General features: G+C 56.8%; 16 protein-coding genes. 2 read left to right on the forward strand and 14 right to left on the reverse strand.

What is annotated here, in order from left to right; all coding sequences use genetic code 11:
• Positions 1–19: 19 nt before the first annotated feature.
• The 7 genes from BK658_RS18280 to BK658_RS18310 form a co-directional block, all read right to left on the reverse strand.
• On the reverse strand, positions 20–991 hold the full coding sequence (locus tag BK658_RS18280; RefSeq protein ID WP_123583492.1) for an XdhC family protein: 972 nt from the start codon (positions 989–991) through the stop codon (positions 20–22).
• A 1-nt stretch (position 992) separates the two neighbouring features.
• Complete coding sequence (locus BK658_RS18285; RefSeq protein WP_123583493.1) at positions 993–2,240, reverse strand: c-type cytochrome; 1,248 nt, start codon at positions 2,238–2,240, stop codon at positions 993–995.
• Between the two features lie 2 nt (positions 2,241–2,242).
• Positions 2,243–2,782 (reverse strand): (2Fe-2S)-binding protein, encoded by a 540-nt coding sequence (locus BK658_RS18290; RefSeq protein ID WP_123583494.1) that lies wholly within the window; start codon positions 2,780–2,782, stop codon positions 2,243–2,245.
• Positions 2,775–5,606 (reverse strand): xanthine dehydrogenase family protein molybdopterin-binding subunit, encoded by a 2,832-nt coding sequence (locus tag BK658_RS18295; protein ID WP_123583495.1) that lies wholly within the window; start codon positions 5,604–5,606, stop codon positions 2,775–2,777. Before BK658_RS18295 ends, BK658_RS18290 begins: the two co-directional genes overlap by 8 nt.
• A 365-nt stretch (positions 5,607–5,971) precedes the next feature.
• Positions 5,972–6,214 (reverse strand): hypothetical protein, encoded by a 243-nt coding sequence (locus tag BK658_RS18300; protein ID WP_148049730.1) that lies wholly within the window; start codon positions 6,212–6,214, stop codon positions 5,972–5,974.
• Between the two features lie 136 nt (positions 6,215–6,350).
• Positions 6,351–6,581, reverse strand: a complete 231-nt coding sequence (locus tag BK658_RS18305) for a hypothetical protein (protein WP_123583497.1) — start codon at positions 6,579–6,581, stop codon at positions 6,351–6,353.
• 197 nt (positions 6,582–6,778) lie between these two features.
• On the reverse strand, positions 6,779–7,021 hold the full coding sequence (locus BK658_RS18310; RefSeq protein ID WP_123583498.1) for a DUF1652 domain-containing protein: 243 nt from the start codon (positions 7,019–7,021) through the stop codon (positions 6,779–6,781).
• Between the two features lie 243 nt (positions 7,022–7,264).
• Between BK658_RS18310 and BK658_RS18315 the strand changes: the two genes are divergently transcribed.
• A complete protein-coding gene (locus BK658_RS18315; protein ID WP_123583499.1) occupies positions 7,265–8,017 on the forward strand; it encodes a carbonic anhydrase in 753 nt (250 codons plus the stop codon).
• A 62-nt stretch (positions 8,018–8,079) separates the two neighbouring features.
• On the opposite strand, the gene BK658_RS30015 is transcribed toward BK658_RS18315, so the two are convergent.
• The 5 genes from BK658_RS30015 to BK658_RS18340 form a co-directional block, all read right to left on the reverse strand.
• Positions 8,080–8,256 carry a hypothetical protein gene (locus tag BK658_RS30015; RefSeq protein WP_185019852.1) on the reverse strand — a complete coding sequence of 59 codons (177 nt, stop codon included), beginning with the start codon at positions 8,254–8,256 and terminating at the stop codon, positions 8,080–8,082.
• Positions 8,257–8,545: 289 nt separating this feature from the next.
• The gene (locus BK658_RS18320; protein ID WP_123583500.1) at positions 8,546–8,974 is read right to left on the reverse strand and encodes a hypothetical protein; all 429 of its coding nucleotides are present in this window, start codon (positions 8,972–8,974) and stop codon (positions 8,546–8,548) included.
• Between the two features lie 162 nt (positions 8,975–9,136).
• On the reverse strand, positions 9,137–11,764 hold the full coding sequence (locus BK658_RS18325) for an EAL domain-containing protein (protein WP_404943186.1): 2,628 nt from the start codon (positions 11,762–11,764) through the stop codon (positions 9,137–9,139).
• Positions 11,765–11,994: 230 nt separating this feature from the next.
• Positions 11,995–12,393: a YfeK family protein gene (locus tag BK658_RS18330; protein ID WP_123583502.1), complete on the reverse strand. Its 399-nt coding sequence runs from the start codon at positions 12,391–12,393 to the stop codon at positions 11,995–11,997.
• A gap of 413 nt (positions 12,394–12,806) precedes the next feature.
• Positions 12,807–13,049 carry a hypothetical protein gene (locus tag BK658_RS18340; protein WP_123583504.1) on the reverse strand — a complete coding sequence of 81 codons (243 nt, stop codon included), beginning with the start codon at positions 13,047–13,049 and terminating at the stop codon, positions 12,807–12,809.
• Between the two features lie 272 nt (positions 13,050–13,321).
• Between BK658_RS18340 and BK658_RS30355 the strand changes: the two genes are divergently transcribed.
• Positions 13,322–13,759, forward strand: coding sequence for a glycine zipper domain-containing protein (locus BK658_RS30355; protein WP_123583505.1), 438 nt, complete (start codon positions 13,322–13,324; stop codon positions 13,757–13,759).
• Between the two features lie 181 nt (positions 13,760–13,940).
• Here BK658_RS30355 and BK658_RS30025 read toward each other — a convergent pair whose 3' ends face one another.
• Positions 13,941–14,093 carry a hypothetical protein gene (locus BK658_RS30025; protein WP_185019854.1) on the reverse strand — a complete coding sequence of 51 codons (153 nt, stop codon included), beginning with the start codon at positions 14,091–14,093 and terminating at the stop codon, positions 13,941–13,943.
• A 114-nt stretch (positions 14,094–14,207) separates the two neighbouring features.
• Positions 14,208–14,411, reverse strand: coding sequence for a hypothetical protein (locus BK658_RS18350; protein WP_123583506.1), 204 nt, complete (start codon positions 14,409–14,411; stop codon positions 14,208–14,210).
• Between the last annotated feature and the right edge of the window lie 247 nt (positions 14,412–14,658).

Here is a 14,658-nt window from a genome sequence, read left to right on the forward strand (position 1 = left end):
CACACCGACAGGCTGTTTTTCAGAGTTGATCCCGAGCTATACCGCTGCGAATACGCAGAATATCGGCGAGCACCGCCAAGGCGATTTCCGCGGGTGTCTTGCTGCCCAGATTAAGCCCGATCGGCGCATGAATACGTGCCAGTTCAGCTTCGCCCAAACCACCGATACGCCGTAAACGCTCAAAGCGCTTTTGCGAGGTTTGCATCGAGCCCATCACACCGATGTAAAACGCCTCGGTGCGCACCGCTTCCATCATGGCCAGGTCGTCGATGCGCGGATCGTGTGTCAGCGCTACCACGGCTGTATCGCTGTGACAGCCACCCTCGGCGATGAACATCGACGGCAACTCGCGACGAATTTCCACGTTCTCAAGGACCACCCCTTCGAGGACCTCATCACGCGGATCACACAGAATCACTTCGAAACCCAGCCCCACCGCAAACTCGGCACATGCCTGGGCCACGCTGGAATAACCGGCGAGCAACAAGCGTTGGGCCGCACCGACGCGCACGCGCACCCGGTCGATTTCCCGTTCGATACGCGGCCCGTGTTCACGGTCAACCAGTAGACTGCGTGCGCCGCTGGCCAGATTCACTTCGCGAATCAAACGACGCTGCCCCAGCAACGCGGACTCCAGTTCGCGCAGATGGGCTTGCACCTCGCACTCAGGTTCAAGCTTTTCCACCAGCACGTCGAGTAACCCGCCGCAGGGCAGTTTTATCGTGGAGCGCGGATCATCGCCTTCGCCGTAACGCACCACTGAAACAGCATCGAGAAACGCCCCTTCGGCCATGCGTGCCAGGAAGTCGTCCTCGACGCAGCCACCCGACAACGAGCCAATCCATTGCCCGCTGTCGTTGACCGCCAACATCGAGCCCGGCGCACGAGGCGCCGAGCCGTAGGTGCCGAGCACGCTGCAGAGCCATACACGCTGGCCAGCGCTGGACCAGGCCAACGCTCGCCGAACCACTTGCAGGTCAAGATGCTGCATATCAGTGTGCCTTGTGCTCAACGGGAGCATCTGCCTTCAATTGCTCGATCTGGCCGATCAGCAGATCAGCCGGTTGACCGCCCCAAGCCTGACGCAAATAGCTGATCAGGTCCGCCATTTGTTGATTGCTCAACTTGTCGGCGAAACCCGGCATCGGCTGCATGCGCTCGAAGCCGGCAAATTTTTGCTCGCCAATTCCGTCTTCAATCACCCGCAACAGGTTGCGCGGATCTTCCAGGCGCAACGTGGTGTTGCCTTGCATTGCCACCGCAATGTGCGGCTTGCCCTCGCCGTTGACACCATGGCAACCGGCGCAAACGTTCAGGTAATCCTGACGCCCGCGCTGGGCGCTTTCAGTCATTTTGTCCAACGGCACTTCGCTCAACACCCGCGCTTGCGGTGGCGGGTCGCCGAGCAGGAAAGTCGCCATGGACGCCAGGTCCGGGTCATTGAGGTTCTGGGTGCTGTTATGAAACACCGGGAACATCTCGTTGAACATCGTACCTTGAGCGCTCATGCCGTGCTTGAGGAAAGAACTCAGGTCCTGATGCGTCCAGCCGCGTGCCGCCAGATCGTTGGCGAGCAAGCTGGGCGCCAGGTAGCCATTGAGCAGGCCGCCCGTCAAGCGTTTGTCTTGTTTCATCGCGCCGGGCAGACCACGCGGCGTGTGGCATTCGCCACAGTGGCCGAGCACGTCGACCAGGTACTGGCCGCGTTTCCAGTCTTCACTTTTGCCGTCCGCAGGCGCCAGCTTCACGTCCTTACCGTAAAGCATGTTCCAGCCCGTCAACCCCAAACGCACGTTGAACGGAAAGCTCAGGTGGGTAACCGGTGCAGCACGGCTGATCGGCGCGACCGTCTTCAGGTACGCGTGAATGGCGTCGGAGTCTTCACGCGGCATCAGGTGATACGAGGTATACGGCATCGCCGGGTACAGGTTGGCGCCATCACGACGCTTGCCTTCGGTCAGCGCAGCGAAGAACTCGTCATCGCTGTACAGGCCGATCCCGTGGTCCTTGTCCGGGGTGATATTGGTGCCATAAAGGGTGCCGAACGGTGACACGATCGGCAGGCCGCCCGCATAAGGCGCGCCACCGGGTGCAGTGTGGCAAGCCATGCAGTCCGCCGCCCGCGCCAGGTATTCACCGCGCTTGATCTGCTGCTGATCGGCCGCCTGGGCCTGCTGGATCGCCATCAGCGAAACGGCCAGGCCGACCGCCGCGCCAAGGCTGGAAAGTAGTCGCTTCATGCTTAACCCTCCTTGACCAGGCCGAGGTCGGTCAGCACGTTGCGCGTGGCGCTGTAATAGCGAACGTAGCCGGTGCAGCGACAAATGTGGTGGCCGAGGCTGTCTTCGATGACCGCTTCCAGTTGGCTTTTGCTGATCGGTTGACGCTGGAGTTTTTCCACCAGCACGGTCGCGGCGTTGACGAAGCCCGGGGCGCAATAGCTGCACTGGAAGGCGAATTCGTCGACGAAGCGTTGCTGAATCGGGTTCAGCTCGGTGACCTTGCCACTTTCATCGCGGCTCGCATGGCCTTCGATGGTGCGGACTTTCTTGCCCTCGAAGTAATGCGCACCGGTGATGCAGGTGCGTACTTCTTCGCTGGTGCCGTCGGGGTTGTCGACAATCACCACGCAGGCGTGGCAAATACCCTGGCCACAGCCCAGGCGCGAACCGGTCAGGTTTCGGTATTCGTGCAGATAGTCGATCATCGGCAGATCATCAGGGACCTCGACGGGACCGACGGATTGACCATTGAGGGTCATTTGAAGCGGACGGTTAGCCATTGAGGGCCTCCTTGATGCGCGCTGGAGTGATAGGCAGGTCACGGACCCGTTTGCCAATTGCATGGGCCACGGCGTTGGCGATGGCGCCCACTACCGGAATCATCACCACTTCGGCGATGCCCTTGGACGGGTCGCTCGGCGATAATGGCGGGAGGATTTCCGAGGTTTGCGTCCAGACCGCGACGTCCTTGGCGCGCGGCAAACGGTAACGGTTGAAGTTCCAGTCACCTTCCCCCGGTCCACCTTCGTACAGCGGCATTTCTTCCAGCAGCGCGTGGCCGATGCCCATGGCGATCCCGCCCTCGATCTGGCCCTTGACCAGCTCTGGCACCAGCACCCGGCCACATTCAAGCCAGGAGTGATGGTTGAGGACTTTCACCTCGCCCGAGCCCTTGTTCACTTTCAGTTCAACCAGTGTCGCCACGGGGCTGTAATAGGTCACCGCTGCATTGTTCAACTGGGTCGCCGGGTAGGCAATGTTCTGCCGATCCAGCAGGTGGAAACCGGCGCTGTTCATCTGCGCCTTGATCGCGTTCGGCGCACCGTCTCCATACTTCACGGCGAGACCATCGAGTGGCAACCGCTCGCGCACGCCATTGATGCTGTACTCGGCCTCGGCCCAGCTCCAGCGGTTGAAACCGTGCACCGTCGCGCCAGTCACCAGACCGCGCTCATGGGCACGTTTGGCCAGCACGGCAAATGGCAGCGGTTCCATGCCGTTGGCGGTCAATTTGCCGTCCACCCAATGAGCGTCTTCGCGGCGCAGCACATACGGGTTGGCCTGACCACCGAACGGCCCCTGACGCCAGATTTCGACGGCGGCCGGCCACAGACCGTGATTGAACAACACACGCGCCGCTTCACGGGTCGCATGGCTGAAGTAATAGGCGGAGTTGGTCGCCGACGATGCCGAGGCGATCTTGCCGACCCAGCGCGGGTTGCGCAGCATCGCATCCTGCTCGGCCTGGCTCATGAGGTAGGGATTGCCGCTGCTGGTCAGCTGCAGCTCTTTCCATTCGGTTTCGCCGGTCTTCACTTCACTGGCCGGGTTGCCGAGGAAATCGGCGACCACCAACGCTTGGGAAGTGGACATGCCGGTGCCAATCTCGATGCCGATATGGCGCAGCGTGATATGCCCGTCAGCGCTGAATTGGATACTGGCCATCGGCGCTTCGGAACCGGTGCCGAAGTCTTTCTGGCAAATGGCGAAGCCGATGCCGTACCAGTTGTCCGGGTCATTGGCGTCCTCTTGCTTTTTCAGCGCGTAACGGTTTTTCCAGAGCTCGTTGCCAGCCGCTTTTTCGAGAATCTCATGCAGGCGCAATGCACCTGCCGGCACTGCACCCTGGGTGTTTTTCATCCCGGACAGCAGCACGTTTTTCTTGCGCAGGTCGATGGCGTCGATACCCAGACGATCAGCGATTTCATCCACCATCATTTCGGTGGCGGCCATGCTTTGCAGGGTGCCGTAACCCCGCATGGAGCCCGCTTCAACGCCGCGAGAATGGTAAGCGGTCACTTGCAGGTCGTTCTGCGGCATGTAGTAAATCGACTGTGCGGCTGTCGCACCGACCGCCGCCACCGAAGGGCTGTAGTTGATCCGCCCACCACCGTCGACGATCATGTCCGCGCGGAAAATCTTGAAGCTGTGATCCTGTTTATCGACGGCCAACTGGTAGCGAATGTCGAACGGATGACGCTTGATACCGCTCTGGAACTGCTCGTAACGGTCGTTGGCCAGACGCACCGGCACACCGCCGCCATACAACGCCGCCAGTGCCGCGTAGTAGACAAAGATATTGTGGTCTTTGGAGCCGTAGCCGACGGTGTAGCCAGGGTGCATGTTCAGCGTGCTCAAGCCAAACCGCGACGGCGCGATCATCTTCGCGGTTTCAGTCGCAGCCTCCAGCGGGCACTGGGTCGCGACGACAAAATGCAGGATCTTGGTCGCCGGGTCGTACCAGCCATTGCCGTTGTCCGGTTCCATTGCAGCCGGTTCAATCGACGGCGTCTTGTAGCGCTCGTCGAAAACCATCCAGCCTTCTGGCGGGGTTTCCAGTTGCTGCTTCATGCGATCGGCATAAAACAGACCGCGCTCGGTCAGGTTGCCGTGCAGGTTCGGCTGGGCGTTCCACACCGGACGCCGTTCGCGAATCATCGGGAACAGGATCGAGTCCTTCAGGCTGGCGAATTCATCTTCATCCGCCGAGGTCGCCCCACCGACCCGCACGTAACGGAAACTGCCATAAGGATCGCGCGTGTAAAACGGCGCCTCGGCGCCGTAGCGGATCGCTTTATCGTTGAACTTGAGCGTGTTCTTGGCCTGGCGGAAACGCTCGAAGTCGTTCCAGATCAGGATCGCTACCGGGTGGCCGATGAACATCGGCACCTTGCCGGTCGGCAGCAGTGGATCGGGCGCGTGGTCTTCAGGGAAAACGATGCCGTCCTTGTCCAGGTCTTCAGCAGTGACGATGCGATCCGGCTGCAGCTCGGCCCCCAGCAACGACAGGTCGAAACCGTCATAAATGCGGTCGGCGCGAATGGTTTTGAGCAGCATCGCGTGGCCTTGTTGCTGCGGCCAGCCCGGCATGTCCTTGGCGCGGATGTCGCGGGCAAATACCTTGCTGCCGCAGACCTTGGACAATGAGTCGTTACGCATGCGTGCCTTGCCGTTGTTGCCGAGCCATTGCTCGGATGGCACGGTCACGCTGTTTTCCATCAAGGCAGCCAATGCCTGGGAGCTGAGCGGGGTCAGCGTCACGCTGACGCCAGCGATCAACCCGCCCTGCAGGAAAGAGCGCCGGGATATATCACGGTTGGACATGGATCATCCTCTGGACGGTTAAGAATTCCGCCCATGTCGTTATGGTGTACAGGGAAATCTCAGGTCTCAGGAGCCCTCCTGACGATACGAAGGGCTGAAAAACCGAAAAGCTGACCTAATGGTTAACTTTATCGAATTTGTCAGGCCTCGGCAAAAGTAATAAACAGAGACTCATTGGAGAGCCTGTCGACGAATGGACAATATTGAGGTCGAAAAAAAGCCCGCATGCGGGCGGGCTTGAAGGGGATATCACAAAGGAGTCAGGTCAATCTAGGCCGGTCAGGGTGAAGACTTCGTGAAAGGGTTGTCATGGTTACGGAAATATCATAGCCCCCCCACGGGGGCCTACGCCTTATCAACGCCTCTCACGCTGCCTCGCTGTGTCTTTTTCGTCTCACCCCTTTACTCCATTTTTTGCTCACCGACTTTCGAATAGGCTCAAGAAGAAAGAACAATACATAGCCCGAGAGGACGAGCGCGAGATCAATCCATGACTCAGCAATGGGGCCTACAAAGTATTCAATGCAGTATTTAGCAACGAACAGCAACGCAAAGCCGCCAAGCGCCATCAATGTGAGCATTGCAAAACTTGATAACCTTTTCTTCAACTGGGTCTATCTCCCTACTCTATAGCGGCGATCTCATCTGAGACGCCTGGAAACTTCCATCGTTCCAAAAAATCCACAATGATGCCGCACAGAGCCAAACTGGCAGCCCTGAGCGAGCTGCTATAGCGGCCCATGCTTATTCAAGGTGTATACGATGAGCCTTCACTTCGCTCGCATAGAGGGCCAGCCGTTCTTCGGCGGTCTCCAACACCTGACACGTCTTCAGCAGTGACTGGGCATCGACGTTATTACCGGTCTGTCTCAGTCGCTCGGCAATGGCTTTGAGCTCCACCGCCGACCATCGCAAATCAGACGCAAGGTTCTGGAAGTCGCTGCGCAGTTCGTGCTCGGGTTTGTTGAGTAACATGGCAATTCCCTCCGCGTCACGGCATCACTCGATGCGACGCTCTGAAAATCGTTTCCACTGCAAAAGACTTGATAACCCTCTTGCGTACGTGATGCAACTCCCAGATTTAGTACCTCGCTTGCGCGGCGAATCAAGCTGCCGCCAGATCATTCGCCGGACGTCCAATCGTCGGCCTGCGACCTGACCTGATCGTTGTCTCAGCCTGCGAACGCTCTACGCCCGGCTTTCAACTCAGTACGCAGCTCACCGATAAAGTTAGCGATCTCCCGGACACTGGTCAGCGTCGCCGTCGACACGCCAGTGATCAGCAGTTCAACACGTCCGGATTCTGGTTCGACAATCATAACCCTCAACGATCCGTCGGGATTCACCGTGCAGGTACACGAGAGTGGATAGAAACCGGACTCCACAATCTGGCAAAGCTGAAGAAGAGGAAACATGGCATTCCGTCCATGGGGAGATAGTGTGCGGGAGTGCTACCTGACCTTTACAGGTTAGCCGACCCCGGCAAACGCGAACGGATTAAGCTCAAAGTGCTAGGTGTTTCGCACTTTGGAATCGCGCGTCACCTGAAACGGGCCCCGGCAAACCATCTAGACTCCAACGAAGAAGTGCTGAAGGTTCCTGGAAGTATTAGCCCTTGATAGCGAGCCACTCCCACCTAAATCCTGAGTACACAAATCATGTGTGAATCCTGTGATACAAGCTCCGCGCCGGACGCAGATGGCCGTCGTCGTTTTCTCCGGCTTGCAGGACTAGGGGCCAGCGCCCTGCTGCTTGCCGGTGTACTGCCTGACAGCATCGCACAGGCCGCTGAGAAAAAGTCCCTACCTCCAAAACCACAAAACTCGATCAACCCGGATGCGGCCCTTCAACGACTGATCGCGGGCAATAAGCGGTACATCAACGGCACCTCCAAGACACATGATTTCAAGTCCGAGCGTGAAGCCCTCGTCTCTGGCCAGAACCCGTTCGTGGCAGTATTGAGTTGTGCTGATTCGCGCATTGCCCCCGAGTACGCGTTCGACACGGCCCGTGGCGACCTTTTTGCGGTGCGTGTCGCGGGCAACTTCGTCACAGAGGAAGGCTTGGCAAGCCTGGAATATTCGGTCCTGGTGCTCGGCGCACCATTGATTCTGGTGCTGGGGCATGAAGACTGCGGCGCCCTCACGGCGGGCATCAAGGCAGCAAAGGACAATGCGGTTTTCCCCGGTCAAATCCAGAAACTGACTGACGCACTCAGACCCTCTATCGAGAAGGTACTCAAGGATCCGGGAAATCTTCTCGAGAACGCGACGGTGCAAAACGTCAAAGACGCGGTAGACAACCTCAAGAAAGCCTCACCCGTACTGACTGAAGCGCTGAGCAAGGGCACATTGAAAATCGTCGGGGGCATCTATCGACTGGCCAGCGGTAAAGTAGATCTGATTGCCTGATGCGCACGATGCATCTCACCCGACGGTGAGATGCATTGCTTGTACTCGCTGGCGAGCGCCGCTTAGAGGGGTCTGGCTTTATCGTGCAGTGTTTCCAGCTCGCTCTCGACCGCGCTTTGAACATCCTTCCACTTTTTCGGATTATCTGGCTGGAGCTCGTCGCGGTCCTGCTGTGCTTCACCCGAACGGCTCGGCTCAGCTGGTTTTTTAGTACGTGGTGCTTGCGGATCGGTCTTCATGGCTCACCTCTCGTACGTCCTGCGGTCGATACGTTATTAGAAGCTTAGAAACGTTCCATGTTCAAAACCAGTACCCACCAGCGACAAATTTCAGGCAAAAAAAAGCCCAAGCAGCTGATGGACGCTTGGGGCTTAAAAATGCGTCAACCGTGGTAGGTGAACACGGCCGCGATAATAGCTCATCACTCGACATGTAACAAGATATTTACATCTTTTTTTCACACAAGAAATCACCTAAGCCCTTAAATAACCACACTTTTTTAAAGGTCGCAGCTCGAACGTCGCTACTTCAGCGAGAGCTTGGTGCTATTGAAATGCCCTCGCTCGCATCACCGTAAATTCGAAAATGCCTGACCTCTCCGGCATCCATGGTCGTTACCACCTCGCGCAAGGAAATACCTAACGAACACAGGCCGTTACCCTTCAGGTCTTCGCCTGCGCCGACAAAGACTTCCCCGGGTTTAGTGAAAAATCTTGCTCCTTCACCAGGTCCCACTCGCGCAACAAAATCACCGTTCACATAAACACCGATATAGCAGGCCGAACCCAGCAAACCGCCATCACGGGTGACAAAAATCGTTCCGCTGTCGCCTTTGATGGGTTGCTGAAATGCAAAAACCCGATCACCTGGAACCTGAGCGGCCTTTTCTGCTGGAACTGGAGAAGTCATGCACCCTGAAATGAATAAAAAGGCTGCAACCCCTATCAAAATCCGCATGTTGAGCCCTCGTAAATCTATGCCAAGGCTTTATCACCAGCGAGTGAACAGGATAGGTCCCGGGATCGGGATCCCATGGCTGAATGCATGAGAAAGAGTATAGATGTCAGGGATGAGGACCTGATCGACTGCCGTGGCTGGCCAGGATTATTTCTACGCCGTTTATCGCCCGCTCGGGCCGCTCAGCATCCATTGCATGAACGCCCCGGAAGACAATGGGACAGAGAAGAAATATCCCTGCCCGACCTCATAACCTTGCGATCTGAGAATGTCACGCTGGGCAGCGTGCTCAATGCCTTCAGCAACAACGTGCAAGGAAAGCCCCTTACCAATACCGATAACAGACTCGCTTAATGCGCGGCAGGAGGCATCGTGCTCCAGGTCATCAACAAAACTCTTGTCCAGTTTCAGTTCGCTGATCGGCAACCGCCGCAAGTACCCCAGGCTGGAATAACCCGTGCCAAAGTCATCGATCGCCAGACGCACGCCCAAGGCATGCAGGTCCTGGATGGTTTGCTCTGAACCAGGGCTGTTGCAAAGCAATACGCCTTCCGTCACCTCCACGCACAAATCGGCGGGCTGCAATTCACATCGACGCAATTGCTCGGCTATCAGCCCCACCAGATTCAAATTGTGAAAGTTGATCGGTGACAGATTGATCGACATGGACGGGACCACGAATCCTTGCCGACGCCACTGCGCCAATTGCCCGCAGGCCTCTTGCAACACCCATTGGCTCAACTCATTGATTAACCCGCACTCCTCGGCCAAGGGTATGAATCGCATTGGCGAGATACTGCCCAGTGTTGGGTGTTCCCAGCGTGCCAGCGCCTCTACGCCGACAAGACGCCCGCTCCTCAAATCGACTTGTGGCTGATAAACCAGTTGAAGACCATTCTCAGCGAGGCTCACACGCAACGCCGTCTCAAGTATCAAACGTCCCTGAGCGATCTTGTTCATCTCTTCGAGAAAAAAACTGAAACTGCCACGGTCGGTACGTTTGGCCTGGTACATCGCAATATCGGCGCAATGCAACAGGCTTTCCATATCCTGCCCGTCATCTGGAAACATGCTGATACCGATACTGGCCGACAGGACAACGGAGGTGCCGGCAATATTGGCCGCAATACTCAGGGTCATCTTCAACCGCTCGAGAAAGGTCGTGACCTGTGTGGCATTCATCCTTGGAAGCACCAGAACGAACTCATCACCGGATAACCGCCCGACAATGTCCGACTCCCGGAGCACACTGCGCAACCGTTGCGCCATGACTTGCAGCAACTCGTCGCCCGCAGCATGCCCCAGCGCATCATTGACCTGCTTGAAGCGGTCCAGGTCGACAAACAGCACCGCCAACCCAGCCTGCTCTTGAGCAACTTCGGCTATGGCCCGGTCCGCCTGTGCAAGCAAAAAACTGCGATTGGGCAAGCCGGTCAACGCATCATAAAACGCCATTTTTCGAATGGATTCACGCGCCTCTTCCCGCTCGAGTGCCAACATGCACAGGTGCGCTCCCGCCGTCACCAGGTGAGCATGCAAGGTATCGGGACCGCGACATTCCCTGAAATAGAGTGCAAAGGTGGCAGCGATCCGCCCTGCTCCGTTGCGCACGGGAATAGACCAGCACGCTCGCAAACCCGACTTCTCGGCCAGAGACTTGTAATCCGCCCAGAGCGGATCGTGGTTGATATCCGTCACCAGAACCGGTTCGCCCCTGTAGGCCGCCGTCCCGCAAGACCCGGCAACAGGACCTATCGGTAGTCCCTCGATCGCTCTGGAGTAATCGGTCGGCAAACCAGGACTGGCCAGCGGGTGCAGAAAACCCTCCGGGTCCACGCTCAGGATCGAAACGATGACTTCGGGCGCAATGCGTTCGATCTCCTGGCACATCAGGGTCAATACGCTTTCCAAAGACTGCTCTTTCAAAAGAGCCCCTATCACCTTGTCCTGTAACACCTCGTGCAGCTTTGACCGGGTGATGTCAGTCAGCACAATGACAATGTTGTCGACCTTCCCTTGAGCATCAAACACGGGGGTCGACGAAATATGCACCCACAACCGTTGACCATTACGCTTGCTGATCAGTGCGCTGGCTTCACTGGATTCACCACGCAGGACTCTTTCCAGCACCGCTTGCGCACGCAATTCGGCCTGAATATCAGAGACAAAGAACATCAGAGGCGACCGTCCGATGACCTCCTCACGGGAATACCCGAGCAATCGAATGAGCCCGTCATTGACATAGATGAGACGTGCATCGGCGTCGACAATACAGGTGGCAGAACTGGTGATATTGACCGACATCGACAGCAACCGGTGTTCGATATCTTTCAAGCGCGTCTGTGTCACATCCTTGAGGAAGGCCGCATAAAGGATTCGGCCCTGCAGGGTGATTTTCGAGATCGACATCGCACCCCAGCGCTCCTCGCCATCCTTGCGCGCGATATGGACATCCCGGCTAACACCCACGATCTTGTTGACCCCGGTCTCCCGGTTTGCGCCGACATAACCGTCATGGTGGGGACGTATGGCGTGAGGAACCAATGTATTGACGTTGCTTCCCAGTATTTCTACACGGGAACACCCCCAAAACTGTTCGGCAGCCGCATTGAAAAACACCACGTTGTTCTGGTCATCAATGACCACCACAGCATCGACAGCCTGTTCCAGTGTTTGCACGAAAAAGTCTTCTGCCTCTTCGCCGCTCGCCAGTCTGACTCTCGTGTCCATAATCGCAACTTTTCCAATGCCACCACGGCCCACCATCCCTGGCTGCGTGTGAGGCGTCATAAGAACCTTCAGACCAGGAAGGGGCCTACCATCGGAGCAACGCGCACTGCTGTTTCTATATCGAAGGGCGGGATTTATTCACTCTAGTCGCGCCCATACGTCACTGCGCCCTTGGCTTGAAATCACAGGATAGCCTCGAAGTGACTGACCGGTCGATCCAGTCCACCCGTAAGACGCCCGAAAACGAGAAAGCCCAGCATCAGGCTGGGCTTTTTCGACTTCGGATCGGCTCAATGAAGCTGACGCTGCTTCTGTAGCTCGGTCTTCAGCCAGAGACTTGCAGGTTGTACGCCTGCTGGACATCGCACTTCATAGAGGATGCCACTCATGCTGCTTTTAGTGGCCGCCAGATCGATGAAGTCTTCTGTACTGCTGATCATGTTCTTGCCTTCGAGATAGTTCAGCTTTTTCTCCAGATGCGCCCGAGCCTGGGAGCCCGGATATTCGCTTCCGTTACGCACGAACCGACACTCACTGTGTTCGACAAAATCCAGCAAGCTCTTTATCTCTTGAGCGGCTTGAGGTGTGGTTTGAGCCTGGGCATTGGTCATCATTACGATCAGACCAATACCCGCCGCCATCAACCATTGGTTGACGGGCCGAGCCATCCTTCCTGTCAGAATCCACATGACCTTTCCTCGTCCCGACCAAACCTCAAGCGTCAGTCTTCTCTGTCGTCATGATCACGATTGTGGTTACGACCTTCGCCCTGATCATTGTCACGACGCTCGTATCCACGGTCATCGTGGCGATCATAACTGCGGTGATACTCACGACCACGGTCATGATCTCGACCGCGCCCGCCTCCATCTTCCCAGTAAGGCCAGCAGCCTCCCAACAGTAGAGAGCTTGAAATGGCCAGGATCATTATCGCTGTGCGCTTCATATGAACATCCTAAAAGCAAGGGTCAGTGCTATGGAGAAGGATTGTCGCTACCCGCAAGTTTAGTCCGCAGAGCGCTCAACCATAGATACGACCATCAAGCGGATCAATGATTCATTAGTGAGAGGCGGCACACCCGAAAAACAGCTCCGGTGATCATCAAGCCTGACCGACTGCAGGGGCGTTACCGGTGCGTCTCGCGATGTCGATCCCCCACTCCAGCGCGTCTTCCATGTCCAGCAAATGCGGTTTTGGGTCGTGGTCCTCAAAGAGGACCGTGCCGTCAGGCTGGTAAACACCGATGAACATCTGCAACGAGCCGTCCCTCAGAATCTTGGCCCTGACTTCGATCTTGCGTCCGTTCGAAAGCGTTTCCGAGTGGATCATATGGCGCTCAGTCATTGCTGCATCCCTCTGTTGGTTGATAGTCGAGTAACCCGCACTAAAGAGCCCGCCGCATGCGGGCTTTTTGTTGCTTCGATGTAAGCTCTCGACGGCGTGCCATTCTCGCAGGTCGAACTTTGGCTTTGCCGCATCCTCTATAGTTCTAGTGCTCCATCCTGAATGCACTGACGAGAGCCGCCTGGCGATAGGAAGCAACAACGCACGTTTCAAAATGCTCAATAGTCAAAATAGCAGTCTGAACACAAAAACTACTTATTGAGGTCCACACCATGCGAATCACACTGCTTGCCCTTGCTCTTGGTGCTCTGATCACACAAGGAGCAATGGCCGCTGGAGATGGCTCCGCCGCCGTTGGCGGAGGCCTTGGCGGCGCACTGGGCAACATAGTCGGTCAGCAAATGGGCGGAAGCACGGGTGCAGCGATCGGCGCCGGTGTAGGGGGTGCTGCAGGCAGCGCTGTCGGTGCGCCGAGGGGCAACAAAACCAACGCAGCGATCGGCGGTGGGCTCGGGTCGGCGGGTGGTTCGGTCATTGGTCATCAGTTGGGTGGCTCAACCGGCTCCACCATTGGCGCAGGCCTTGGCGGTGCCGCAGGTGGCGCAGTAGGTAATAACCTGTCTGGCGATAATCGTAATCACGACTCAGAGGGCAGAGGTCACAACGGTAAACATCATCATAAATACAAGAATAAGTACAAACACGATTAAACGGTTGAGTTTACTACACGTTTAAGCCCGACCTCATGTCGGGCTTTTCCTTTCGACGTGCCCCTGGTAGAGACTGCCTTTCACTCCACCCGCTGTTATTTGCTATACGACGCCCTCCTGCCGGCAGTCAGTTGAACTGCCGGGCTCGACACGAATCTATCCTGGCTCTGCTACATCGAACTCATGCAGGGCGATACTCTTGTGCCTGATAATTGTCACCGTAGTAACGCCCACGATCATGTCCGCGACCGTCACGGTCATGCCAATACGGCCAGCAACCGCCAAGTAACAACGCTGCCAACACCACAAAAATCAAAGCCGTTGTGCGTTTCATTTGATCATCTCCGGGCAGGCCCATGCCTGACGTTATAGTCGTTTGATGCCCTCACATTGAGGAGGTTCAAAACGCCCGATTACCGAGGCCCCCACTCCACTGAATCGAAACCTGTCAGTCATCCGCCTTGAAGTCCCCGAACTCGTGGGGCAGCTCCATCCAGGCATCAAGGGATGCAATTTGCCGCACTACAACCGCATCCAATTCCGCGCCTACAGCCCTGCTTTCACGCATCATCTTGTGAACGGTGACCGTAGCCTTTTCATATTCATGATGAACCGCTAATGCTTTCGCCAAAAACTCTTCTTGCCGATTCATAGGGCGTTCCAAGGACAGTTGACCCGCAACCACTGGTGCGCCAATCGACAAGGAGTCATACAGCGAATGTGTCTGTCGGCCCCACGAGCGACAAGAAGGTTTGTTTGGGCGAAAGGGTCAAGCGGCGAAGAGAAGAGAGATCAATGAGCCCAATGCACTGGTGCGCGAGCAGTTGGCCAAAGTCGCAGCTACTTTTCCCTGTATCGGCAATCAGACTCATTGATCGTTGCCCAGCTCAATGTTGGGC

The organism is Pseudomonas brassicacearum, from assembly GCF_003732175.1.
Taxonomy (GTDB): Bacteria; Pseudomonadota; Gammaproteobacteria; order Pseudomonadales; family Pseudomonadaceae; genus Aquipseudomonas; species Aquipseudomonas brassicacearum_G.

Bases quoted from the DNA above. Each gene is read 5' to 3' on its own strand.
- BK658_RS30015 (WP_185019852.1), bottom strand. From the start codon at position 8,256: ATGAAGACCGATCCGCAAGCACCACGTACTAAAAAACCAGCTGAGCCG.
- BK658_RS18340 (WP_123583504.1), bottom strand. From the start codon at position 13,049: ATGACTGAGCGCCATATGATCCACTCGGAAACGCTTTCGAACGGACGC.
- BK658_RS18290 (WP_123583494.1), bottom strand. From the start codon at position 2,782: ATGGCTAACCGTCCGCTTCAAATGACCCTCAATGGTCAATCCGTCGGT.
- BK658_RS30355 (WP_123583505.1), top strand. From the start codon at position 13,322: ATGCGAATCACACTGCTTGCCCTTGCTCTTGGTGCTCTGATCACACAA.
- BK658_RS18310 (WP_123583498.1), bottom strand. From the start codon at position 7,021: ATGTTTCCTCTTCTTCAGCTTTGCCAGATTGTGGAGTCCGGTTTCTAT.
- BK658_RS30025 (WP_185019854.1), bottom strand. From the start codon at position 14,093: ATGAAACGCACAACGGCTTTGATTTTTGTGGTGTTGGCAGCGTTGTTA.
- BK658_RS18285 (WP_123583493.1), bottom strand. From the start codon at position 2,240: ATGAAGCGACTACTTTCCAGCCTTGGCGCGGCGGTCGGCCTGGCCGTT.
- BK658_RS18350 (WP_123583506.1), bottom strand. From the start codon at position 14,411: ATGAATCGGCAAGAAGAGTTTTTGGCGAAAGCATTAGCGGTTCATCAT.
- BK658_RS18295 (WP_123583495.1), bottom strand. From the start codon at position 5,606: ATGTCCAACCGTGATATATCCCGGCGCTCTTTCCTGCAGGGCGGGTTG.
- BK658_RS18280 (WP_123583492.1), bottom strand. From the start codon at position 991: ATGCAGCATCTTGACCTGCAAGTGGTTCGGCGAGCGTTGGCCTGGTCC.
- BK658_RS18320 (WP_123583500.1), bottom strand. From the start codon at position 8,974: ATGCGGATTTTGATAGGGGTTGCAGCCTTTTTATTCATTTCAGGGTGC.
- BK658_RS18330 (WP_123583502.1), bottom strand. From the start codon at position 12,393: ATGTGGATTCTGACAGGAAGGATGGCTCGGCCCGTCAACCAATGGTTG.
- BK658_RS18315 (WP_123583499.1), top strand. From the start codon at position 7,265: ATGTGTGAATCCTGTGATACAAGCTCCGCGCCGGACGCAGATGGCCGT.
- BK658_RS18325 (WP_404943186.1), bottom strand. From the start codon at position 11,764: ATGACGCCTCACACGCAGCCAGGGATGGTGGGCCGTGGTGGCATTGGA.
- BK658_RS18305 (WP_123583497.1), bottom strand. From the start codon at position 6,581: ATGTTACTCAACAAACCCGAGCACGAACTGCGCAGCGACTTCCAGAAC.